Source organism: Dactylosporangium sp. NPDC051485 (assembly GCF_040682015.1).
Classification (GTDB): domain Bacteria; phylum Actinomycetota; class Actinomycetes; order Mycobacteriales; family Micromonosporaceae; genus Dactylosporangium.
In genome coordinates, this window is record NZ_JBFAZW010000141.1 from 1 (window position 1) to 22,566 (window position 22,566).

The 22,566-nt window shown below is 67.5% G+C and carries 25 protein-coding genes and 2 pseudogenes; 18 read left to right on the forward strand and 9 right to left on the reverse strand.

The genetic code is table 11. The annotated features are described in order from the left end of the window. Positions 1–115 precede the first annotated feature (115 nt). The 6 genes and pseudogenes from AB0M46_RS45615 to AB0M46_RS45640 all read left to right on the forward strand — a co-directional run. A pseudogene (locus AB0M46_RS45615) lies at positions 116–1,078 on the forward strand (AAA family ATPase); the annotation flags it as partial. Then, positions 1,075–1,464 (forward strand): hypothetical protein, encoded by a 390-nt coding sequence (locus tag AB0M46_RS45620; RefSeq protein WP_363346873.1) that lies wholly within the window; start codon positions 1,075–1,077, stop codon positions 1,462–1,464. The pseudogene AB0M46_RS45615 and the gene AB0M46_RS45620, both read left to right, overlap by 4 nt. A 543-nt stretch (positions 1,465–2,007) precedes the next feature. Beyond that, positions 2,008–2,367: a hypothetical protein gene (locus AB0M46_RS45625; protein WP_363346875.1), complete on the forward strand. Its 360-nt coding sequence runs from the start codon at positions 2,008–2,010 to the stop codon at positions 2,365–2,367. Between the two features lie 87 nt (positions 2,368–2,454). Further along, on the forward strand, positions 2,455–2,751 hold the full coding sequence (locus AB0M46_RS45630) for a hypothetical protein (protein WP_363346877.1): 297 nt from the start codon (positions 2,455–2,457) through the stop codon (positions 2,749–2,751). Then, positions 2,742–2,987: a hypothetical protein gene (locus tag AB0M46_RS45635; protein ID WP_363346879.1), complete on the forward strand. Its 246-nt coding sequence runs from the start codon at positions 2,742–2,744 to the stop codon at positions 2,985–2,987. Before AB0M46_RS45630 ends, AB0M46_RS45635 begins: the two co-directional genes overlap by 10 nt. 264 nt (positions 2,988–3,251) lie before the next feature. Next, entirely contained in the window at positions 3,252–4,466 is a 1,215-nt protein-coding gene (locus AB0M46_RS45640; protein ID WP_363346881.1) for a phage major capsid protein, read from the forward strand. A 236-nt stretch (positions 4,467–4,702) separates the two neighbouring features. On the opposite strand, the gene AB0M46_RS45645 is transcribed toward AB0M46_RS45640, so the two are convergent. After that, entirely contained in the window at positions 4,703–4,999 is a 297-nt protein-coding gene (locus tag AB0M46_RS45645) for a VOC family protein (RefSeq protein ID WP_363346883.1), read from the reverse strand. Between the two features lie 55 nt (positions 5,000–5,054). Here AB0M46_RS45645 and AB0M46_RS45650 point away from each other — a divergent pair, with 55 nt between their 5' ends. Together AB0M46_RS45650 and AB0M46_RS45655 are read left to right on the forward strand one after the other, a co-directional pair. Beyond that, a complete protein-coding gene (locus AB0M46_RS45650; protein ID WP_363346885.1) occupies positions 5,055–5,339 on the forward strand; it encodes a metalloregulator ArsR/SmtB family transcription factor in 285 nt (94 codons plus the stop codon). Continuing rightward, positions 5,336–5,725: a VOC family protein gene (locus AB0M46_RS45655; RefSeq protein WP_363346887.1), complete on the forward strand. Its 390-nt coding sequence runs from the start codon at positions 5,336–5,338 to the stop codon at positions 5,723–5,725. The genes AB0M46_RS45650 and AB0M46_RS45655 overlap by 4 nt, the downstream gene beginning before the upstream one ends. Positions 5,726–5,914: 189 nt before the next feature. Here the strand turns inward: AB0M46_RS45655 and AB0M46_RS45660 are convergent, their stop codons facing one another. From AB0M46_RS45660 to AB0M46_RS45670, 3 genes are all read right to left on the reverse strand, one after another. Continuing rightward, a complete protein-coding gene (locus AB0M46_RS45660) occupies positions 5,915–7,003 on the reverse strand; it encodes a hypothetical protein (protein WP_363346889.1) in 1,089 nt (362 codons plus the stop codon). After that, the gene (locus AB0M46_RS45665) at positions 6,987–8,675 is read right to left on the reverse strand and encodes an AAA family ATPase (protein WP_363346891.1); all 1,689 of its coding nucleotides are present in this window, start codon (positions 8,673–8,675) and stop codon (positions 6,987–6,989) included. Before AB0M46_RS45665 ends, AB0M46_RS45660 begins: the two co-directional genes overlap by 17 nt. A gap of 278 nt (positions 8,676–8,953) precedes the next feature. After that, positions 8,954–10,330 carry a hypothetical protein gene (locus AB0M46_RS45670; protein ID WP_363346893.1) on the reverse strand — a complete coding sequence of 459 codons (1,377 nt, stop codon included), beginning with the start codon at positions 10,328–10,330 and terminating at the stop codon, positions 8,954–8,956. A gap of 502 nt (positions 10,331–10,832) precedes the next feature. Here AB0M46_RS45670 and AB0M46_RS45675 point away from each other — a divergent pair. The 4 genes and pseudogenes from AB0M46_RS45675 to AB0M46_RS45690 all read left to right on the forward strand — a co-directional run. Next, positions 10,833–10,958, forward strand: a pseudogene (locus tag AB0M46_RS45675) (hypothetical protein); the annotation flags it as partial. A gap of 473 nt (positions 10,959–11,431) precedes the next feature. Next, positions 11,432–12,076, forward strand: coding sequence for an SNF2-related protein (locus AB0M46_RS45680; RefSeq protein ID WP_363346895.1), 645 nt, complete (start codon positions 11,432–11,434; stop codon positions 12,074–12,076). Continuing rightward, a complete protein-coding gene (locus AB0M46_RS45685) occupies positions 12,027–12,848 on the forward strand; it encodes a C-terminal helicase domain-containing protein (protein ID WP_363346897.1) in 822 nt (273 codons plus the stop codon). Before AB0M46_RS45680 ends, AB0M46_RS45685 begins: the two co-directional genes overlap by 50 nt. An 82-nt stretch (positions 12,849–12,930) precedes the next feature. Further along, positions 12,931–13,410 (forward strand): HIT domain-containing protein, encoded by a 480-nt coding sequence (locus tag AB0M46_RS45690; protein ID WP_363346919.1) that lies wholly within the window; start codon positions 12,931–12,933, stop codon positions 13,408–13,410. A 28-nt stretch (positions 13,411–13,438) separates the two neighbouring features. Here AB0M46_RS45690 and AB0M46_RS45695 read toward each other — a convergent pair whose 3' ends face one another. Further along, positions 13,439–14,209 (reverse strand): IS630 family transposase, encoded by a 771-nt coding sequence (locus AB0M46_RS45695; protein WP_363346899.1) that lies wholly within the window; start codon positions 14,207–14,209, stop codon positions 13,439–13,441. Between the two features lie 381 nt (positions 14,210–14,590). Between AB0M46_RS45695 and AB0M46_RS45700 the strand changes: the two genes are divergently transcribed. Continuing rightward, positions 14,591–15,076 carry a hypothetical protein gene (locus AB0M46_RS45700; RefSeq protein ID WP_363346901.1) on the forward strand — a complete coding sequence of 162 codons (486 nt, stop codon included), beginning with the start codon at positions 14,591–14,593 and terminating at the stop codon, positions 15,074–15,076. A 680-nt stretch (positions 15,077–15,756) separates the two neighbouring features. On the opposite strand, the gene AB0M46_RS45705 is transcribed toward AB0M46_RS45700, so the two are convergent. From AB0M46_RS45705 to AB0M46_RS45715, 3 genes are all read right to left on the reverse strand, one after another. Then, positions 15,757–16,296 carry a hypothetical protein gene (locus AB0M46_RS45705; protein ID WP_363346903.1) on the reverse strand — a complete coding sequence of 180 codons (540 nt, stop codon included), beginning with the start codon at positions 16,294–16,296 and terminating at the stop codon, positions 15,757–15,759. A gap of 37 nt (positions 16,297–16,333) precedes the next feature. Then, entirely contained in the window at positions 16,334–17,002 is a 669-nt protein-coding gene (locus AB0M46_RS45710; RefSeq protein ID WP_363346905.1) for an SDR family NAD(P)-dependent oxidoreductase, read from the reverse strand. 82 nt (positions 17,003–17,084) lie between these two features. Then, entirely contained in the window at positions 17,085–17,579 is a 495-nt protein-coding gene (locus AB0M46_RS45715) for a MarR family winged helix-turn-helix transcriptional regulator (RefSeq protein WP_363346907.1), read from the reverse strand. 219 nt (positions 17,580–17,798) lie between these two features. Between AB0M46_RS45715 and AB0M46_RS45720 the strand changes: the two genes are divergently transcribed. The 4 genes from AB0M46_RS45720 to AB0M46_RS45735 all read left to right on the forward strand — a co-directional run bounded on the left by AB0M46_RS45720 (position 17,799) and on the right by AB0M46_RS45735 (position 20,628). After that, on the forward strand, positions 17,799–18,617 hold the full coding sequence (locus AB0M46_RS45720) for an SDR family NAD(P)-dependent oxidoreductase (RefSeq protein WP_363346909.1): 819 nt from the start codon (positions 17,799–17,801) through the stop codon (positions 18,615–18,617). A gap of 339 nt (positions 18,618–18,956) precedes the next feature. Continuing rightward, complete coding sequence (locus tag AB0M46_RS45725) at positions 18,957–19,340, forward strand: limonene-1,2-epoxide hydrolase family protein (RefSeq protein WP_363346911.1); 384 nt, start codon at positions 18,957–18,959, stop codon at positions 19,338–19,340. A 49-nt stretch (positions 19,341–19,389) separates the two neighbouring features. Beyond that, the gene (locus tag AB0M46_RS45730) at positions 19,390–19,938 is read left to right on the forward strand and encodes a hypothetical protein (RefSeq protein ID WP_363346913.1); all 549 of its coding nucleotides are present in this window, start codon (positions 19,390–19,392) and stop codon (positions 19,936–19,938) included. A 186-nt stretch (positions 19,939–20,124) separates the two neighbouring features. Next, entirely contained in the window at positions 20,125–20,628 is a 504-nt protein-coding gene (locus AB0M46_RS45735) for a YetF domain-containing protein (protein ID WP_363346921.1), read from the forward strand. 327 nt (positions 20,629–20,955) lie between these two features. Here AB0M46_RS45735 and AB0M46_RS45740 read toward each other — a convergent pair whose 3' ends face one another. After that, the gene (locus AB0M46_RS45740) at positions 20,956–22,194 is read right to left on the reverse strand and encodes an MFS transporter (RefSeq protein WP_363346915.1); all 1,239 of its coding nucleotides are present in this window, start codon (positions 22,192–22,194) and stop codon (positions 20,956–20,958) included. Between the two features lie 61 nt (positions 22,195–22,255). Here AB0M46_RS45740 and AB0M46_RS45745 point away from each other — a divergent pair. After that, a partial coding sequence (locus AB0M46_RS45745; protein ID WP_363346917.1) for a DeoR/GlpR family DNA-binding transcription regulator occupies positions 22,256–22,566 on the forward strand: 311 nt, incomplete at its 3' end.

Here is a 22,566-nt window from a genome sequence, read left to right on the forward strand (position 1 = left end):
CTTCGAGAACAGCACCAGCGTCCGGCCGTTGACCGCCCTCAGGGTAGCTTGAGGATCAACACATCGACCCTGTCCGTCGAATCGGGTCAAGCCCAGCGTCCACCACGGCACGCCCCGCCCGGTCATCTACGCCGCCACGGAGGACTCATGGGAACGCACGATCGTGCCGCGCCTCATCGCGGCTGGGGCCGACCTCGATCTCGTGTTCCGCGTGGACGTCGTCACCGAGTACGACCGGATTGACGCGCTGTCATTGCCGCGCGACTGTCGCGCGGTGGAGGCCGCCATCGCGTCGCATGGCGTTGGCCTGCTGTGTGTCGACCCGTTGATGTCGACCATCGGGGCGGGAATCGACACGCACCGGGACCGCGAGCTTCGCACCGCGCTGGAGCCGCTGGCGCGCCTTGCCGACCGCACCGGCTGCGCGGTCGTCGGTCTGGCCCACTTCAACAAGTCGGGTGGCACCGACCCGCTGAGCCTCGTCAGCGGCTCACGTGCGTTCACCGCCGTGGTTCGTGCAGCGATTGGCGTTGCGCGCGACGAGGACGCCGACGACGGGTCGTGCGTGCTGAGCCAGATCAAGAACAACCTGGGCAAGCTCAGCGTCACGTCACTGCGCTACGTCGTCGATGAGGTGGCAATCAGCACCGATGAGGGACCTGCCCATGTTGGCCTACTGCGCTTCATCGGCGACTCTGAGCGCAGCGTGTACGACATCCTGCGTGACGCCAGCGACCGTGACGGCGGTGACCGCGCCGAGCGCGACGAGGCTGTGGAGTGGCTGCGTGGTTGGCTGACCGACCAGGGCGGGGAAGCGAACCCAAACGACGCCAAAAAGGCCGCCGTAGCGGCCGGCATCGCAGTGCGGACCCTGGAGCGGGCTCGCCGGTCGGCCGGGGTGACTACACAGCGGCTTGGCTTCGGACGTGGGGCCACATACGTCTGGCGGCTCGACCTCTCATGGACGCCACATGCTCGCCATGCTCGCCAGGCCACAGGAGTTGGCATCCATGGCGACCATGTGGCGCGCATGGCCCCGACCGAGACAGCAACCGACTCAGGAGAGGGCCACCGATGACCCGTCCGACCGCGATGACCGCAGCCGCCGACTGGCTCCGGCAGTACCTCGCCGAGCAGGCGCAGCCTGTCCAGGCGTCCGTAGTGTTGGCCGCCGCCCGGCAGGCTGGATTCGCCGAACGCACCCTCCGCCGTGCGTCGACCGTCGTTGGCGTCCGCATCACACCGCACGGCTTCGGCGGCGGCACCCTGTGGTCGCTGCCCGAGCCGCCCGCTGAACCGTCGACCCCGCCGCAGCCCGCACCCGCCGACGAGCCAGCACCCGTGGGCGTGGACGTGCCAACCGGAAAGGCCGACCCGTTCGGCCGCTATCGCGAGCACGTGCGCGCCAACAGCATCGTCGCCGCCCAGCACTGGGACGAACGGCTGTGGCATCGACAGGGATGACGACCAGCTCAGACGTGCCCTGTCGACAGTCGACGTCGGGGGGTGGGGCAGTGCGCACATGCCCGCCCCGACCCGGCAGGGGCGCGCTGGGGCTGTCGTTCGTCACGATCGGGCGTGCGCGTGAACGCGGGAAGCGGCCGAACGGCGCGGATGACGCCGTCGCGACGCGGGAGCCAACCTAGATTCCCGGCGGCCCGGCAGCAGGCATCGACGGGGGCAGGGGTGTCTAAATCCCGGCGGCGACCGGTCGGCGGGAGCACTCGTGATCCGGCCGATCCGCCGTCAGGTTTTCGTGATCCCGGTCGATGTGTTGCGGACCTGCGTCGATCCCTGCCCGACCGCGATCGATGGGCCGCTGGCGGCGTCCCAGACGCCTCGGTCGCGGCGCCGACGGCGACGTTCGTCGCGCCATCCCACGCGGCGGGCGAGTCGATGCGTAAGTCGGTCCGGTATGCCCGAAAAGACGACTATTGCCTGGTCGCGGCCCATCCGAACGTAGTTGCAGCGGGGCACAGCGCCCCGCCCGAACCCCGAGGAGCCCCGATGACCGCACGCACCCACAAGACCGCCGCCGCTGCCCCTGCTGCCGCCGAGGCGCCGGCCGCCCCCACGTTCGACGTTGCCGCCCTCGCCGCCGCGGCGAAGGTCGCCCCCGCGCTGCCGAAGGTGACCCGCACGTCGGCTGCGTCGCCGTTCGCGGTGCTGGTGCAGCGGTCGTGGGACGACAAGACGGCCCTGACGCTGCCTGCCATCCCCGCCGACCAGGTGAAGGTCCTGCACAGCACGATCCGCCGCGGCGCGACCAGCGTGGGCCTGGGCGTGTCCATCCGCAACGTCGAGACCGAGCAGGGCGTCGTGGTGACGTTCCAGGCGAAGGAGCGCTCCACGCGCAACGTCGGGTAGCCCCGGCGCCGTCAACACCCAACATCGCCGCCGCACAGCCCACGGGCTGTGCGGCTGGCGCCGAGTGAAGGGCAAAACACGCCAGCCATGCACCGTCTGGAAACCACGCAGGCCGTCGCCGACGACCTCATCCAGCAACTCGCCCGCCACGCCCCGCCCGGCGTCGACCTGGGGCGCCCGATCGCGTTCATCCACCGGCACCTGATCTTCGAACAAGACGGCCTCGTCGGCGTACTGTCGGCGACCGAGCACGGGCTGCACCGCTACGCCGCCCACCCGGACGGCACCGTCACCGTGACCGGCTGGCTCCTCCAGCAGCGCATCTACCACCACGAGGTCGCCGCCGTCCCCGACTGGGCCCGCGAGGAGGCCCCATGCGACTGATCGACGTCGACGCCGACACGGCAACCGAGCTGATCTCGGCGGTCACCGCCGAGATCCCCGTCGGCGCGTCGCTGGGCCGCATCCCGGTCGTCAACGCGACGAGCATCATGACCGCGGACGACGGCGGCGCCTGGCGCGTCGTCGAGCTGCGCGACGGGCGCCAGGAGATCACCACCTGGCGCGACGGCCGCGAAGTCGACCGGCGCATCGTCGCCCCGGACGCGCCACACGAATGATGCACCAAGGGTGCACATTTATCTGATCCGTGGGTATGGTGACGTTCAGGTAGATCACTAGGCGACACGGCCAAGTTGTGAGGAACCCCGGACGGGCCAAGCTGCGGTGAGGAGCCCAAATCCGAGGCCAAGCGCTAGGAGTCCGCCGACTCGATCACCGCTCCCGCAGCGCCAAGCACCGAAGCCGCAGCCCCCAACCGAGGGCGCGCCGGTGGTCTATGCGCGCAGGGAGCCCGACTCAGTCATCGAAGGGCCTCCATCACCATGTCCGCAAAGGGCCTGGCCGACCTTGTCCGCCAGGAAATCATCGCCCACCTGAAGGCCGCCCGCGAGGTCGCCGCCGCCGTCGAAGCCGCAGGCCGCGACTTCACCACCGAGGAACGCGCCACCGTCGAGCACCACACGACCCAGGCGAAAGCCCTCCAGCCGAAGCTCGACCAGCACCTGAAGGCAGCCGCCGAAGCCGACGCGCTCCAGCAACAGCTCGCCGATCTGACCGGCGGAATCGGCCTGCTCCCCAACAGCGGCCTGGCGACGCCCGACGGTGGCAGCTCGCGCGGCAAGACGTGGGGCCGCGCCGTCGTCGCCGCCTGCTCTGACGGCATCCGGTTCAAGGGCATCACACCGTCCGGCTCGGTCGTCGTCGCCGTCCCCGCGCCTGCGGTTGCACCGGCCGGGCGTCCCGTGCCGTCGCTGCGCAACCTACTGCCGAGCGAGGACGGCCAGGGCCGGTTCTCGTACTTCCGGCAGATCACGCGCACCAACAACGCGACGGTCGTCGCCCCCGGCGCCAAGAAGCCCACCAGCATCTACGAGACGGTGCTCATCGATGATCGTGCCCGCGTCGTAGCCCACCTGACCGAACCCATCCCCCGGCAGGACCTCATGGACGCGCCGCTGCTGGAGCAGTGGGTCTCATCGGAGCTGCTCTACGGCCTGGAGGTCGCACTCGAGGCCGAAATCCTGACCGGCAACGGCACCGGCGAGCACCTGACCGGCCTGAACAACATCTCCGGCGTGCAGGTCCAGACGTTCGCCACGAACGTCATCACCACGACCCGCAAGGCCGTCACGCGCCTGGAGAACTACGGATATCACGGCACCGGGTGGATCATGAGTCCGTCGTCGTGGGAAGCCGTCGAGCTGGCCGCCACGTCCACCGGCAGCCTCCTCGTCACCGAAGCGGGCCAGCAGGCCCCCATCGAGTCGAGCACCCGCCGCCTGTGGGGCGCCCCCGTCGTCACGTCGGTTGCGTGCCCGGCCAACACGGCCTTCTACGCCGACTTCTCCACCATGGCGCTCATGCTCACCGAGCAGGCGCGCATCGACTGGTCCGAGGCGCTGTACTCCCCGGACCGCTTCGGCACCGGCGACGGCGGCACCCTCTTCGAGGCCAATCAGATCGTCGGGCGGTGTGAGATGCGCGCGGGCCTGAAGGTGACGCGCCCGGACGCGATCGTCAAGGTCGCACTGGCATAAGGTCACCTGGCGGGCTGCCGGGAACGACCTGGCTCGGCGGCCCGTTCACCGACCAACCTGGCGTCAACCGCACCCCAAGGGCCCGCTTCACGCATGGCTGGCCACGACACGGGGACCGGAAGGCCGAAGAGGCGGACTCCTTCGCCGATGACGCGGCCTGCGCCTCCACGCGAACGGGCGTCTGGTGCCACCTGGCATCGGCGCCCGTTCGGCGTCAGGTGACGCCCGGCCGTGAATCAGCGACAGACGGTTGCCACGCGGGCGATTTCCGACGATTCTGCGATTGCACCTTCACAACAACTGCCCTCCGGCACCCTGAGGAACGAGATCCGCGGCCCGGCCCCGGACGGGTCCTCGATCGCCGCCCCGTCGTCCCACTCCTCCTCCGGCACCGCGAACGCCCGCAGCCACTGCTCCCAGCTGTCGAACCCGGTCGGCGGCCCGGCCGGCACGTACCCCAGCGCCTCGCACCAGAACGCGGCCAGCCGGCCCGGCGCGGCGCAGTCGAAGGTCAGCGTGAACGGCGTCGTCATGCGGCCCAGTCTGCCGGGCTTGATAGGCAAGCAGCTACTTGCCTATGCTGGGGGCGTGGCCGACGGTGACGTGTTCCGGGCGCTCGCCGACGCGACCCGGCGCACGATCCTCGACGAGCTCACCGACCGCGACGGGCAGACGCTGTTCGAGCTGTGCGGCCGACTCGCCATGAAGCACGGCATCGCCTCGTCCCGGCAGGCGATCTCCCAGCACCTCGACGTCCTCGAGACGGCCGGCTTGGTCCGGACCCGCCGCGAGGGCCGGTACAAGTTCCATCACGTCGACGCCGGCCCGCTGGAGGCCATCGTCGAGCGGTGGCGTCCGAAGGAGACAAGATGAGAATCAACCTGGCCAGCGTGTTCGTCGACGACCAGGCCGCGGCCCTGCGCTTCTACACGGAGGTGCTCGGCTTCGCGGTCAAGCACGACATGCCGCTCGGCGGGACCGACCGCTGGATCACCGTCGTGTCGCCCGAGGCGCCCGACGGGGTGGAGTTGCTACTGGAGCCCTCCGGTCACCCCGCGGTGCGGCCGTTCCGCGAGGCGATCGTCGCCGACGGCATCCCGTGGACGTCGTTCGCCGTCGACGACGTGCACAAGGAGTACGAACGGCTGGTGGCGGCCGGCGTGGTGTTCACCCAGCCGCCGACCGAGATGGGGCCGGTGACCACGGCGGTCTTCGACGACACCTGCGGCAACCTGATCCAGATCGCCCATCAGTCCTGACCCGCGGCTGTTGCACGGAATATCGGGCGCTGCTTGGGTTCAAGGGGGGACTTGAACCCCCACCCATAGCATCCCCGCATGAAACGGGTATGCATGCGTATTAATTATCGACGAATAGCGGTTTCCTCAAGTATTTGGGCGCGGGGTTGGGCCTCCGTCGTCGTGGTTTGCATCACGGGGGTTTGGCGCCTATCCACTGTGAAGCTCGGCGTCTGGCGGCGGCATCGCGTACGTTGCGTCGCGACGGTCGACCACGAAGGTGACGCTGTGTCTCGCACGGGTAACTGCAACGTAGAGCCGGTCCGACGCCTTTAACCGCGCGGGGTCGGAGTTCTTGAGGTAGGCGAGCATCGGCTTGGTCGGAAAGATGAGGACCCGGTCGTAGGTGCTGCCCTTGGACAGTCCGAAGTTCAGGGCGGGGAGGCCCATCGTGTCGGTCGTGCGGCTGTGTCGGAGGACCATTGGCCGGTACTTCGCGACGTAGGTGTGCACGTCGTCGCGGGCGATGGTGAAGACGCCGTCGTGGCCCGTCCATTCGTCGTTGTGTGACTTGGTCGGTGTCATGGTCGGGTAGATGGCGTCGGCCCAGTCGCAGATCTGCTGGTTGCATCGCCAGCTCTCGGCGCGGGTCTCGACGGTGCAGCGGTCCTGTCGTTTTCGGAGCCAGCCGATTAGTCCTGCGCCGCGGTACTGCTTGTTCCGCGTGGAGTTGTTGGTGGAGAGGGTGTGCTGGCGTGGGTCGCCGACGGCGATGATCTCGATGCCGGATTGGAACAGCCGGTCAAGGAAGTCGAGGTCGTAGCCGACGAGGTCCTGCAGCTCGTCGATGTAGATGCGGTCGTACATGGCGGCGAGCCGGCGCACGACCGCGCCGCCGCTGGCGTCGTCGACGCGGCAGGCGAAGTCGGCGACGCCGTCGCGGTAGAGGTTCGCATCCCGATCGAAGTAGAACCTTCGCCACTGCTCCCGAGGAGTGCGGTGGAACCGCTGCCCGGTGAAGTTGAGCGACTGGATGTAATCGATCTGGCCGATCAGGGCCGCCTGATAAGGGCGGGCGGCCTGGTTGACCAGGAACGAGAACCAGCCCAGCAGCGAGATGTTGCCGGGCACGATCCCCGTTACTTCCTGCAGCCGGCGGGTGATTTGAGCAAGGTTCTCGGTGGTGTAGGTGGTGATCAGCGTCCGCCGGCCAGGCGCCTCGAGCGCGCCGTCGATGATGAGCTGGGTCTTGCGGGAACCGGCGGCGGCGAGGATGACGCGGTTACAAGGCGACGGCATCGAGGATGTACTCCGGCATGATGATCGTCTCGGGCGACTCCGCGACCGCCAGCGCCCAAGTGGTCTTGTTGTCCAGCATGAACTTCAGCAGGGCGGTTTCGGTCGGATAGCTCGTACCGAGCACCTGGTTCATCCGCTCCAACCCGTTGGCCGCGAGGACTTGCGGTTCCAGCGTGGTGGGGTCGCCCTTGCCGATGTGGATGGTGATGAACTCGTAGCGGGCGTAGTCCGCGTACTTCGCCGCCATCTTCTGCGGGTCGCCGTCGTTGTCGTTGACGACCGCCACGCGCCGACGGAGTGGAACGGCAAGGTCGAGGAACCGCTTCGCCGACAAGCCGCGGACGTTGATGACGTCGATCCCGGCCCTGATCGGCGCCTTGCCGTGCACGTCGAGGTAGGCCCGCTGGACAATCAGCTCGTCGCTGGGTCCTTCGACGAGGATCGCCTGTCTTGCCAGGACCAGCCGCAGCGTGTCGTAGCCAGGCAGCTTCTTGAAGTACTCGACCGTGGAGGGCGGCAGATCGGTGATCCGGTGACCGCCTTCCGGGGACAGCAGCACGAGTTCGTCGAGGCCGAGCTTGTTGAGGATGAACGCGCTGTGCGTGGTCACCAACACCTGCTTGCCCGCACATTTCTGGACGACCTTGTCGATCAGCAGGTTGAGCCTGGAGAACGAGACGTGGTTCTCGGGCTCCTCGATCAGGACGACATGGGTGTCCTTGACCTTCTTGCGGTTCAGCGCGAGCAGGATCTTCAGCGTGCTCTGCTCGCCTTTGCCGACGTACGGGAAGGGCAGGTCGTCCAGGTGCGGAACGAGGCTGCGTTCCCAGCCGGAACGCTGTGAAAGGTCGATTGACAGCGTCAGCCGCCGGTCGCTGATGTCGCCGCGCTCCCCGGCCAGCTTCTCGTTCACCGCGGCGACGGCGTCGATTCCGGAGAAGGTCTCGCGCAGGCTCCGGTACGAACGTGACAGCTCGACCCGCTCGTTCGGTTCGAGGTTGCTGCCGATGATCGTCTGCAAGTAGGCGTCGGCGCCATGCTGCAGGCGGATCGCCGTCGCGTCGATGAGTGAGGCGGTCGCCGGCACGCCGCGTGCCGTGACGGAGTTGCCAGAGAAGCTGAGCCAGTCGACCTTGTAGTACTCTGCCGGCACCGTTGTCACCTGTGCCGGATCGGCGACGTACGCGTCGTACTCCTCGCGAAAGTCCTCATTGAAGGACACCCGGATTCGGACGCCGGGCACGTCCTCCCGCAGCGAGTTGTTCGTTGCCTTCAGGTGCGCATGTTCCACGACGTCGTCGAAGTACACCTCGATCAGGATCTCCGGTGGGACCGGGCGCTCCCCGCGCTGCAAGGCCTGGACATACGCCCGGGCTGCATCGAGGTTGAACAGGAACGGCGAGAGCTCCACCGCGAGGGCGGCGCCATTGAGCCGGCCGGTCAGGGCGAGGTTGACCGCCTCCAGCAGCGTCGACTTGCCGACCGCGTTGTCGCCGACCACAACGTTCATGCCTGGGGCAAGGTCGAGGACGAAGTCCCGGAACACCTTGTAGTTCTTGATGACGATCTTCTTGAGCACCGAGGGATGTCTCCTGTGCGGGGTCGCTAGACGAAGGGCGCAACGTCTAACGACCCCGACGAACCGACGCGACGCCGCGCTCGTGAAGTTCACTCATTCGGGGGTGGCCGGCAGGTTGAGCCGCCACCGGCCGAGGAGCGGCGCGAAGCAGCGATTAGCCGAGTGCGACGGAGGAGCGGTTGTAAGAGGCTCCACCGGTTGTCGCCAAGGACGGCCAGCGCATGTTCCTCATGCCACGGCACCCGGTCGAGGGTGTCACCGGCCGAGTGCTGGCCAGCTGGGTTGCCCGCGATCAATCCACCGACCATGCCGCACGGTTCATCGGTAGCGCTGCCGTGATGTCCGTTCCCGCCGATCGACCACTCTGATGATCAGTGCCGTGCCGTCGGCGCCAACGGACACGGTGTCGCGCGATGGGCTGCGGGCCGCGTTCCACCAGCGGCGGAGCCATCCGGCGCTTCGGGCGTATCGGCTGAGATTTCCTCTTGGAGGTCCCTGTGGAGGCGTCGGTCGATGCCGCGGAAGACTTCGAGCGTTCGGCCGTCGCTGAGGGGCATCAGGTGGGACGTGCCGGTGAGGACTGGGCCTGACGGCATGCGTACCTGCGCGCTGATGGTATCCGGCCATGACTCCTCCAGGGGAAGCATGGCGGTGCGGTAGCCGCGTTGGCGTGGGCTGGTGTAGCCCACGGCCGTGGTGCTGTCGCCGACGAACAGCAGTACTGAAGCCGCGACAGTGCGGTTCAGGACCTGGGCCAACCAGGACCGGTGGCTGGCAGGGATAACGTACGGCGGGGTCAACGCAGCGGCTCCCGTCGTGGGTGCGGCCGGCGGTGGGGACGGCGCAGTGTCACCAGCTGGGCCGTCGGCGTCGGGTGGTTGTTGCGTCGCCTGCTGTCGAGCTCGCCACTCGAGCTCCTCCGGTTGCTCTGCCAGCAGCTCGTCATAGTCGCTCGTCGACCCCGACCAGAGCTCGTCGTCACCGGGCGGGTCGAGGACATAGGAGCGGACGCCGCTGCGGAGCAGCCGGGAGGCGACCATCAGGCCGTACATCGGGTGGTCGCCGATCGCGACGGTGCCGACCTGCAGACATGCGTTGGCGAGTTGCCTGTATACGTGACGCTCGTCGCCGTGTGTTCCCTTGCATTCGAGCACCGCGATACGCACCTTGGTCGTCGCGCCGGCACGACGCCATCCGATGAGGAAGTAGTCGGGCCGCTTGTTCGTGCCGGGCTTGTTGCCCACTCTGCCGGTGACGTCGTTGACGTAGCCGTGCCGCAGGGCGACGTCGGCGTCGACGACGTGGAAGAGCCAGCCCGGGTGGCGTCGTTCGAGGACAGCGCGGGCGACGACGAGCGCCAGACCGATGCCGAGCTGCTCGGACTGGGTGACCTTGTGGTGGTGTACCACATCCTTGGACGCATACGAGGTGAGGCGCATGAGCTGCTCTCGACCCGCCTCGAGGGTGGCGCAGTAGCGGACGTGCGCCCAATGCTGGGAGACGGAGAGGAACGGCGACCGGGTCAGGAAGGTTGTCGCGACGCTGAGTTCGCGGAGGATGTCGGCCGGCCTGGTTTGAAGGACCGAGGCGACCGCCACCGGGCTGGGTGTCTTCAGGTAGGGGGTTCCCACGGTTTCCGTCTTTGCCTGCTTGGCGAGGATCGAGACCGACTCGGCGAGTTCAATGTCCGACCTGACGGGCAGGCGAGCTGGACTGGCAAGGTGTCGTAGAACGGGTCCGATGTCCATGACACCTCCGCCATATCATTCGACGATCCTCGACAGCCTATGCGATTATCTCCCTAAGTAGCTGGCCAATCGCAAGCTGTGGTCATGAGTGAATCGGCCATGGTTCGCGATCTTCGATGGGAACCGCGCATTCGGTGTGCCGAAGCCGTCACAGCTCGCATCGACGACGGCCTTCCTCGGCAGGACTGCGCTCGGTAATATCTCCACCACGTAGAGCGCTGGGGGTGTGGGTGGAGGCCGTAGCGAGTTCGCGCTGGCTGACGTGTGCGGCACGATGGGCGTGGCAGACGGCTGATCCCCGTAGCGGCCCCCGATGACGACCGGCACCTCGGCATCTCCCGAGACGATGCCGTTCGGCGCCAGCCGGCGGCTGCTCGACGACGCCCGGGTACTCGTCCAGCAGGCCGACACACTCTGCGACGCAGTCGCTGAGCTGCAACGCGACGTCCGCGTCGAACACGAGCGGCTCCGCTCGCGACTGATCGCAGAACAACTCGCCGCGATGCGCGCTGACGCGCTGCGATCACCGTCCGGCAAGGCGATCCGCAACATCGCGAAGCTCCCGCAGTACGGCTTCGACAGCGTCCTGGCCGTACTGGAGGCGTCCGCCGCGTCGCTGCAGCAGATTCCCGGCATCGGTGCGTCGACAGCCGAAGCGATTCAGGCCGCCGCGCAGGCCACTGCTGCCGCCATCGAACACGACACCGTCATTCGTCTCGACGCTGATGAAGCGCCGACGAGTCACGTCGAGCTGCTCCGTCTTCTCCACACCCTGGCCACCGTCATCCGGGTACACGCAGCCACAGCTGATCGGGCGGCCAACCTCGCCATCACCCTGGATCGTCTCCTGGCAGCGGCATCGCCGGCTGGTCGCCTCGGTCATCGCATCTTCGCGCTGCCTGCGAGCCGACGCCGAGTCCAGCAGGCACTCATCCACCTGCAAGTACAGTTGGGGACCGTGGACGCCGTCGTCGTCCAGGCGGCGCTCCGCGACATCGCCCTGGCCGTCGACAAGGCCGCCAACATCTCGCCAGCGACGCTGTGGGCCGACTACGTCCGGGCCGCCGCTCTCTATCAGACACTGCTGCCGAAGTTCGTGGCGTGCCGGTCACCGACTCGGACGCCACGACCGGCTCTGTGTCACCCCGGATCGAGAAGGAGGCGCGACGTGTCGATCTTGATACGAGTCTCCTGCGGGTGCGACTGCGCACCTATCAGGTGTTCGGTGCCCAATACGCGATCGACCGCCGGCGCGTCATCCTCGGCGACGAGATGGGCCTGGGCAAGACCATCGAGGCTATCGCGGTCATGGCCCACCTCGCCGCCCGCGGCGGGCAGCACTTCCTCGTCGTGTGCCCGGCCAGCGTGCTGTACAACTGGATCCAGGAGATCGAGCAGCATAGTGCGCTGAGCGTGCACAAGGCGCACGGAGACGACCGCCAAGGCGCGATCGCAGCATGGATGGCATCGGGTGGCGCAGCGATCACGACAGTGCAGACCTTGCGCCTGCTGACACTTCCCGCTGGACTCCGGCTCGATCTCCTCGTCGTCGACGAGGCGCATCTGATCAAGAACCGGTCAGCGTTGCGCTCGCAGGCGGTAGCAGCTCTCGCCGGCAGCGCCTCACGGGTGCTGCTGATGACCGGAACACCGATGGAGAAACCGGGTCGAGGAGTTCCACAGCCTCGTCAAGTACGTGGACGAAGGCCTCGCCGCGAGGCTGCTGCCAGGAAACCTGGTGCTTAGTGCGCGAGCGTTCCGCGTGAAGGTGGCCGAGGTGTATCTGCGCCGAAACCAGGAGGATGTGCTCAAGGAGCTTCCCGAACGACTGGACGTCGACGATTGGGTCGAGCTTCGTGCACCCGAGCGGCAGCGGTACCTGCAGGAGGTTCGCGAACGTCAGTTCGCTGGCATGAGACGGGCCGCCTACCTCATCGGCACTGAAGAGGTCACCGCGAAACTTGAGCGCCTCAAGGAGATCGTCGACGAGTCGGCGGCCAACGGCTGGAAGGTCGTCGTGTTCTCCTATTTCCGCGACGTCCTCGACCGAGTCGACAGCGTCCTCGGTGCTTCAACCCGGTTCCATCTCACCGGCAGTACCCCGACCAGCCGCCGGCAGCAGGTCGTGGAGGGGTTCCGGCAGTACGACGGGCATGCGGTGCTTATCGGCCAGATCGAAGCCGCTGGCCTCGGCCTCAACCTCCAGGCCGCATCAGTCGTCGTGATCACCGAACCTCAGCTGAAGCCGAGCACCGAAGATCAAGCCATCATGCGCAGCTACCGCATGGGACAGCCCCGCATGGTTCGCGTGCACCGGCTGCTCGCCAAGGACTCCGTCGACGAACGCATCCTGCAGCTGCTCGAGACCAAGCGCAGCCTGTTCCGTACCTACGCCCACGAGTCCGACGCCAAACACGCCGACACAGCAGCCGTGGACACCTCGTATGCCTCGATTGACGTCTCCGCCGCCGACGAGGCCAAGATTGTGAACGAGGAGTGCGCGAGGCTTCTGCCATAGAAGACGACAAGCGCGTGCGCTGAGGCGGTCTAGTGTCTCGTGTCCGAAGTAACTTGACAGTTATCATCGGCCGGTGACGTCCATGGACGGCCTTCGGGTCTCATACGCGCCGGCAGGTTACGAATGCCCGTTCTGCTTCCTGCTGGCCGGCGGTGAGACGGAGCTGGACAGTCCTCACGACATCGTGTTGCAGTCGGCCAGGGCGACGGCGTTGATCGCGTCGGTCTGGTGGCCCAACAATCCGGGGCATGTTCTCGTGATCCCCAATGAGCATTACGAGAACATCTATGATCTGCCGGAGGTGCACGGCCACGCGGTTCATGACGTGGTCCGTCGGGTGGCGATCGCGATGAGAACGGCCTACCACTGCGCTGGTATCTCTGTCCGGCAGCACAACGAGCCAGTGGGTGGTCAAGAGATTTGGCACTACCACGTGCATGTCATCCCGCGTTTCCAGGACGATGGCCTGCGCCGGTCGGTGCCCAGTTCGACCATCGCGCCTCTTGATGTCCGCCGGCCCTACGCGCAAAGGCTTCGGCAGCGTCTCGTTGCCCAGGGCTGAGGGCGCCCAGACCGGCAGACTCGCCCGCTCATCGGGCGTCCCCTACCGCGGCTTGGCGGTCTTGCCCGCTGGCCTTGGTGAGGATCTGGTCGGCGGTCTTGGTTGTGCGTGCCGTAGTTGTCACACACGATGTGCAGCTTGACCCGTGGGTGCGCGGTGGCGACCTGTTTGAGGAAGGCCAGGAACTCGCCGTTACGGTGCCGCGGCCGGCACGCGTCGGCGGTGATCCGCCCGGTGGCCACCTCCAGCGCGGCGAACAGAGTTGTGGTGCCGTGGCGTTTGTAGTCGTGGGTGCGCCGCTCGGCCTGATCGAACCGCATCGGCAGCAGCGGCGCAGTCCGGTCCAGCGCCTGGATCTGGCTCTTTCGTCGACGCAGACCACCACCGCGTTGCGGGGCGGATCGAGGTAGAGCCCGACCACATCGCGGATCTTCGCCTCCAACTGCGGGTCGGTGGAGAACTTGAACGTCTCGATCCGATGCGGTTGCAGGTCCCAGCCTCGCCAGATCCGGGCCACCTCGGCAAAGCTGACCGGCATGCCCTCGCCGGTCAGGTGATCGGACATCAGCCGGGCCGACCAGTGCGTCACCCCGAGCTGCGCCGGTGGCGGGTTCAGCGTGGCCACCACCACGGCCGCCTCATCAATGACCGCGGGGCGACCCGACCGGGGCATATCCGCCAGAGCGTCGATGCCGCCGGCGGCGTAGCGGGCCCGCCAGGCGATCACCGTCTGCCGCGTCATCCCGACCCGCCGGCCGATCTCGGCATTGGACACCCCGTCGGCGGCCAGCAGCACCATCCGGGCCCGCTGCACATGCCCGGCCGGGGCGGCAGACGAGCGAGTCAACGCCCGCAGCCGGGAGCCATCCCCCGGACGCAGGACCAGCGGCTCGGCAACAGACACCCCGACAGCGTCCCGCACCGCAAGCGTCAAATCACTTCAGACACGCGACACTAGAATGTGTCAGGGATGCTTTGATCAGGGAGTTGCCCACGGGCTGGAGCCAACAAATATTCAATTGGGAACGGGAACATCGCGAACGGGAAACACCCCGTATCGAGTCCTGGCGAGACGTTAGCGAGCGTGGAGTTGAACCTTTTCGGCGGACTTGAAGCGGGGCCCAGGGTTGCTGTTTCCGGAGCCCTTCGACTGGCGCGCATATTGCCGATCCTCCGGGTCGTGAACACGCCGTTCGTGGAAGATCTGGAGACGGTAGTCGCTGTTCGCGGCTCTGGGATTGCTAGTGCTGTCGAGTCGTTGCGCTATTGGAGTGGCGAACTCGCGGAGAGTACTGACATCTTGTTTCCGGGCTATTATCAAGGAGCCGCCGCGGGGGTGGGGCTACTGATTGCTGATTCAGATTCCCTGGATCCCGGGGATCGGTTTCGGAGAATTAACGCAAATATCGGCAATCTTTGGAACTGTTGGGATCATATCGTTGACAAAGCCGGCGGATTTCAGTCTTCCGAACTCAGAGGTCTAAAGACAAATTTGCGGGGCGTCGAAAATATTTGGTTTGACCGAGATGTCGAGCTACTTTCCGCTGAGGTGAATCCGGGCGCAGTTCTTCAAACGAGGCTTCGAGAAATATCGAGAAACTCTGATGCAAGAAAAAGAGTTGCGGTTGTCATCGCTAGAAGTGCTGGCTGGGAAATTTTCGAGTAGGCACTGACGAGGTAGACCTCAAAGTCTCGGACCAAATCACGGTGGCAATGGCGCCGCGCCAGGCCGATTCGCTTCGCAGTCCCCGACGGCGGTGCTGGCGCGGGCAGGCGCGGCCCGACCGCGCGAAGCCCGCGCGACAGGATGCCACTTTGGCCGCGACATGTGTTGCGGTAGAACCCGCCGATGACGTCGACCAGGACTGGGCAGCTCGGCGGCAAAACGCGCCCCGGACGACTTGGTTGGGGGAGAGCTGCGCAACTGGAAGCCAAGAGGCCAGCAGTGCGCGGAGCCATCGCCAAACGGCGCCGTGAGCAGTCTTGACTTTATTCATGATCGGCCTCCTTCTTGCGTCACCGACGTCCCTCACCGGCGGTAGAGACGGCATGAGGTCGAAGCGGGGCACAGATGTTGACGTCGGCACGTCGGACATACGCACTGCGCGGATCGGGCGCGTCGATCTGATGGGCGGCGGCCCTGGTGAGGCAGCGTCTGCAGTCGGTGGGCGGAGCGGTGGAGTCCGCACGGCAGGCCCCCGCTGGTGCTCAGGCGTTCATCTCGACCGGCGATGCGTGGCCAGGTGACCTGGCGTCGTGGTAGGCCGCCATTTGTGCACGAAGGCCGCCCGTTTGGACGCGAATCCGTTGCGGTCGTCGAAGATGTCCGCCGCCATCTCGGCCAGCTCACGGGCCTCCCAGTACGTCAGCGGCCGCTCCCCATCCATGGCAGCGGCCTTGCGCTCGAGCAGCGCCTGCCGTGCCGGACCGGCCAACCGGATAGATGGTGTCGAAGGTTGCGGTGCCGTCGGCGTCGGTGTGCTGCAGGCCGCGCAGGAAACGCGAGTCGTCGGTCGGCGGGACATGAACGTCGGAGGAGTCGTCGTCCATCTGCGGGAGGGTGTCCGGGTTGTGGGCCAGGTGTCCGGAGTAGTAGCCGAGGGCGTCGCAGTGCCACACGTCGACGACGGCGCCGCTGAGGGGCGCGCCGCCGGTGTCGCGTACCAGAATGCTCAGTTGTAGCGGGATGCCGGGGCGGCCGTCGGCGATGTCGCGGCGGAACAGGGTGTCGTGGCCGTGAATGTAGTACGGCCCCTCGGTGGTCTGCGGCGAGTCGCCGTCGGACTGCTTGCCGGCGCCGGCGAGTAGGTCGGTGGACGCACCGAACTGCGCCATGATCGCCTGGAGCGCGGCGACCTGGGCGTAGGCGGTGATGAAGTCGGTCATGCGGAAGACCTTTCGATGGTCGCAGGTGGGTGTGTGGTCAGCCGGCGATGATGTGCTCGGGCTTGTCGCGTTGGGTGTGCAGTGCCCAGTAGACCTGGGCGATGTCGTCGGGGTCGGCGTGCGGGATGCCCGGGGCCGGTGGGGTCGCGCCGATGAAGAGGTTGATGGCGACGGTGCCGGCGTAGATGCCCTGGTCGGTGAGGGTGTTGTGCAGGTTGTGGGCCCAGTTGCGCAGGGCGGAATGCGCGGCGTTGGTGGTGGCCAGCATCGGGTACGGGCTGATGGCGCCGCCGCCGGTGGTGAACAGCAGCGTGCCGGTGCCGGCGGCGAGCATGCCGGGCAGCACGGTCTGGGTGGCGGTGACGGCGCCGTAGAGCAGGTGCTCGATCTCCGGGCGCAGGTTGTCGACGGTGACTTCGTGCGGGAAGACCTGGTTGAGGCCCGCGTAGGGGGAGAACTCCAGGACGTCGATCTCGCCGACGTGTGCGGCGGCCTGCTCGAGTGCTCCGGCCAGGGCGGCCTGGTCGGCGGTGTCGGCGGGGAAGCCCGCGGCGGTGACCCCTGCGGTGGCGAGTTCGGCGACCAGCGCGTCGAGCTTGTCCTTGCTGCGCGAGACGAGCGCGACCTGGAAGCCGTGACCGCCGAAGACCTTGGCGAGCGACAGTCCGAGGCCGGGACCGGCCCCGACGATGGCGATGGTGGGCATAGGCGAAACCCCTTCGGGCATGGTGACGAAACGCCTGACACCTGCTGTCGGGCGCGAGAAGAAGGGCGTAGGGAGCCGGTGGTTACCGGTCGGAGGTGTGGCTCAGGGGGCCGTCCGGGTCGGTGGCCTTGAGCAGGCGCTCGGCTATGACACCGAGCTGGCGTTGCTGAGATCTGGTGAGCGGGTCGAAGACGGTCCGCTGGACCTCGGCGACGTGCGCTGGGGCGGCAGCGGTGACCTTGTCCCAGCCCTCGTCGGTGAGGGTGGCGAGGGTGTAGCGGCCGTCGGCCGGATCGGGCGTGCGGCGCACCCAGCCCTGGCGTTCCAGGCGGGTGACGACGTTGCTGAGCCGGGCCAGGGTGCTGGCGGTGTAGCCGGCCAGCACGCTCATCCGGTAGGTGCGATCAGGTGCCATGGACAGCGAGGACAGCACCATGTACTCGAACTGGCTGATGCCGGCGTCGCGCTGCATCTGCGTATCCAGCGTCGCGGGCAGCCTGATCAGCGCGTAGGCGAACAGATACCAGATCCGCTGCTGCTCCTCGTCGAGCCAGCGGGGTGCCTCGGTGTCGTCCATGTCCCCAGCATAACTACAAGCTTGTAGCTATGCCAGAGGGTTTTGACTTGTAGCTTGTAGTGAAAAGCTGCTAGCTTAACTACAAGCTTTTAGTCATAGACGGGGAGTCTGGTGCTGGCGGCCGTGCTCACCTGGGGCCGCTTCGGCCCCTACAGCCTCTGACCATCCCCCGCGAATCATCGCGGGCCTTCCCCGCGCACCCAGGTCAAGGAGCACATCATGCAGAACATCATTGTCAGCGGCGGCAACAGCGGCATCGGGCTCGAGTCCGCCCGCAGCCTCCTGCTGCAGGGCCACCACGTCGTCATCCTCGGCCGTGACCCGCGTAAGGGCGAGTCCGCCCTGGCCTCCTTCGGCGCGACGCGCGAACGGGCCTCGTTCGTGCAGGCGGACCTGTCCACCCACGACGGCGTCCGCCAGGCCGCCCGAGAACTCCTGACCGCGCACGAACGCTACGACGCGATCCTGCACACCACCGGTGTCATGACGTTTGAGGATCTGCGCACCGCCGACGGCCTGCACCCGTTTTTCACGGTCAACTACCTCAGCCGTTACCACCTCACCCAGCTCCTGCTGCCCGCCCTGCGTCACGCCGAACACCCGCGCGTGGTCATGATGACCGCTCATGTACCCCTGACGACCCGGATCGACATGGCCGACTTCCCGCAGTACACCCCGTTCAGCTTCACCCGGATGCGCAAGCCGATCCAGATCGCGAACCATCACTACGCGGCTCACCTCGCCGCCACCGAACCCGGCCTGCTTGCCGGCGTTGTCAACGCCGGCTCCGCCCGGACCGACATTTTCCGCATGCAGCCGCGCTGGATGCGCGCCACCGCCGCCGTCCTCGGACCACTGGTTTTCGACTCCATCGACAAGGCCGCCCACAACGCCACCAACGCCACCGGTCGCCAGGACTGGCCCACGAGCTCCTACTGGCGAAAGACCGGAGACTTCAGCCACCCGACACCGATCAGCCTCGACGCCAGCCAGACCAGCGCCGTCATCGCCGCCTCTCGCGACCTGACCAGCGCCTGACCCTTCGGACCGAGGACCACCGATCCCGCAGCCCCGCCGGCTACCCGCTCTGAGCCGGCGACCGGAGCGCCACGACCACCAGCGCCGGGACCGTAAAAAGCTTCGTGAGGTGGCGACTCGGGTATCGCCCGTTCGCGGTCGGTGAAGCGACGCAGCTCTGCGGGTGTGCTGCACGTCCACTTCGCTTGGGCAATGCGAGCGAAGAGGTCGAGCCGGTCGATTGTGGCGTTGTGATCGCTGACCGCCGCGCTGCCGCAGTCCACCCACCGCGATGGTCGCCTTCAGGAGCGGATACACGTACCGTCAACTTCGCCGAAGATCGACCACAGAAGGAGCCAGATGGAGAGCCCGATCGAGGTGGTGCGCAGGTTCTGCGCGGCATGGTCCGACAATCTCGGGCCTGTCGAGCTGGCTGCATTTTTCACCGATGATGCCGTCTACCACAACATCCCGTTCGCGCCGGTCGCCGGCAGGGAGGCCATCGCCGGCAACATCGCCTCGTTCATCCGTCCTGGGCCGCCGGGCATTGAGCGAATCGAGTTCAGGGTCATCAACATCGCGGCCGATGGTCCGGTCGTGATGACCGAGCGGGTGGACGTCTTCACGCTCCCGGACAAGTCGTTCGAGCTGCCGGTCATGGGAACCTTCGAGGTCAGTGACGGCAAGATCAAGGCGTGGCGGGACTACTTCGACACGAACCAGTTCACCAGCCGGATGGGATAGGGGCGGATCCGCCCAAGGGTCGTGGTCAGGCAACCAGTGAGGGGCACACATGAAGATCGTCACGGTGGGTAGGGGCCGAATCGGCGGCGGGCTGGCCGGGATCTGGTCGAAGGCCGGGCACGAGGTCATCACATTGGGACGTGACGGCGGTGACGGCTCGGCGGCCGACGTGGTCCTGGTCGCCGTGCCCGGGCAGGCAATCGCGGCGGCGTTGGCGAACGTGACCGGCATCGGCGGCAAGCTGACCATCGATGCGACCAACGCCTACGGGCAACGCTCCGCCCAGTTCGTGTCGCAGGCGCACGAGGTCAAGTCCATCATCGGTGGTCCGACCGCCAAGAGCTTCAACACCAACTGGGCGGTGATCTACGACCAGATCGGACAGCAGCGGGTCCGGCCGGGCAACCTCTTCGCTGCCGACCCAGACGCCCGGCAGGTCACCGAGCAACTGATCGTCGACGCCGGCTTCGACCCCGTCTTCGTCGGGGACTTGGAGCACGCCCGCATGCTGGAAGACCATCTTCCGCTCATCCAAGCCGTCGCCTCTGCCGGGCTCGGACCCTTCTTCTACCGCATGGCCGACCCCGGACAACTCTGATCGACCTCAACATCACGGTGCGTGCTCATCCCCTGGGCAGGTTGCGCCTCCGCGACAGCGGCCGTGGGACGGTCTGCTGGGCGCCGGCGTGATGCCTGGGCTTGTTGGCTGCGCCGCTGGGCGGTCACGCGGCAGCGGTGTGGCGTTTGCCGTGCGACAGGATCGGGTACCGCGCTGGCCGTGTCGATGGTGTTCGGATCTCCGCACGACGTGTGGTGGGTCGTGGTCAAGAGCCTGCTGCTCTATGCCACCGCGGTGGCCTGCTTCCGGGTCGGTGAACGACGCACGTTGGCCGAGATGTCAGCGTTCGACTTTGTCGCGGCCGTCGCCGCCGGCGCCATCGTAGGTCGGGTGCCCAATGCGCATGATGCCGGCTACCTGGCCGGCGCGGCGACGCTGATCACGGTACTCCTCGCTCACCGGCTCACCGCCCGGCTGCGCTTCCGGCCGACGTTCGCCCGGCTGATCGACCATCCGCCTCGACTGCTGGTCGCCCACGGCAAGGTGCTTGACGCCGAGCTTCGCCGCAGCGGCCTGACCCGCCAGGACCTGTACGGCCTGTTGCGCCAGCACGACGTTGACGAGCTTGCCTCGGTGCGGTACGTGGTGTTCGAACAACGAGGTCAGGTGTCGGTCGTGCGGCACGGCGCCGCCACCACCGACTCCGAACTCCTGCGTGACCTGTCGTGAGGTGGCCCAAGGACACCGGTTCGCCGGCTCCAACGAGCGGTGCGCTCGCCGTCGACGACGACCCGTCACCACTGCAGCCGGTGATCTCACCATATTGTACCGATCGCCGTGAATCGCCCGTTGCGGACTGGATCGTCCGGGGTCTCGGCCGGGAACTCGGCGAGTTTCCGGCGTGGTAGGTGGAGGCGTCGATGATCTCTGCGATCCGCTGGGTGCTGGCGCCGGGGCGGGTGTCCAGCAGCGCCTGCACCTCCGCGGCAGTGGGCGGGGCGGAGCCGGGTGGTTCCGAGGTCACCATGCGGAACAGACCGTCGGGCAGCGGGGTGGTCAGCGGCATGCCGTTGGGGGAGATGTCGTTGGTGGTGTCGTTGTCCTCCGCGTCGGGAGTGCCGCCACTTCCGCCCTGCGACTGGTTCGCACCGCCGGCGCGGTGAGGGCGGCGACGATGCAGAAGGCCAGCGGGAGCACGAGGGTGATGTTGAGCGGCACGAGATGTGTGAGGGCGCCGATGACGGCGGGCCCGGCGAGCATGCCCAGGTAGCCGAGGCCGGCGACGCGGGAGACGTTGGTGGCGGCGGCCGCGGGGTCGGTATGCCCGGCGGCGCTGAACAGTTGCGGGATAGTGCCGGCCAGTCCGGCGCCGAAGAGGGTCCATCCGGCGAGTGCGACGGGGATCGACGGCGAGCAGACCACCAGGGCCATGGCGAGCGCGGCGAGTGCGGAGCCCCAGCGCAGCACGGCGGCCGGGCCGACGCGGGCGGCGATGCGGTCGATGAGCAGCCGGCCGGCGGTCATGGCGGTGGAGAAGGCGCCGTAGGCGAGGGCGGCGGTGGACGGATCGGCGTCGAGGACGTCGCGCATCGCCAGGGCGCTCCAGTCGGCGGCCGCGCCTTCGCCGAGCATGAGCATCAGGGCGAGCGCGGCGAGGATCCAGATCCGCAGCGGGGTGGAGCGGCGGCCGGGCTTGGTGGCGGGCCGCGCAACGGTCGTGGGCGCGGCGCGGGGCAGCAGGCCGATGGTGGGGGCCAGGGCCAGGATCACCCCGGCGGCCGCGACCGCCGTCATGGTCGTGCCGGCGCGCCAGCCCCAGCTGAGCGTGCGGGCGGCGAGCAGGGCGGCGAGGACCCCGCCGATGGAGAACATGGCGTGGAAGGCCGACATGACGGGTCGCCGGTAGGCGGCCTCGACCTGGACGGCGTGGGCGTTCATGCCCACGTCCAGGCAGCCGTGCGCGAGCCCGAGCACGAACAGCGCCACACCCAGTGTCCAGGCGTTGGCCGCCAGCGCGGGCAGGACGAGGGCGAGGCTGAGGAAGACTCCGCTCACTGGCACCACCCGGCGGGCGCCGAACCGGTCCGCCAGCGGGCCCATCACCTGCATGCCGAGGAAGGCGCCGCCGCCGAGCAGGAGCAGCAGCCAGCCGAGCGTCGCGTGGCTGATCCCGGCCCGGTGCTCCACGGCCGGGATGTGCACGACCCAGACCCCCTGCACGATGCCGCACAGCAGGAAGTAGGCGAAAGTGGCAGCCCGGGCCGCCCGCAAAGTAACGAACATATGGTCAAACATAACGAACACAAATGGTGTTCGTAACGTTGCATCTGACGCCCCGGCGGTGTTTAATGGCGGCATGACGATCAGTGACCGCCATCGGCGCATCCTCGACGCCGTGCAGCAGGCCGGGCAGGTCGGCGTGACGCGGCTGGCGGAGCTGACCGGGACCTCCGAGATGACCGTGCGGCGGGACCTGGAGCAGCTGGCCGACCAGGGGATGCTGGAGCGCTACCGCGGCGGCGCGCGCAGCCTGACCCTGCGCGGCGAGGAACCGCCCTTCGCCGTGCGCTCGCACGAGGGCCAGGACGCCAAGCGCCGCATCGCCGAGGCGGTCGCCGGCCTGATCACCGACGGCGAGGCCGTCGTCCTCGACAGCGGCACCACCTG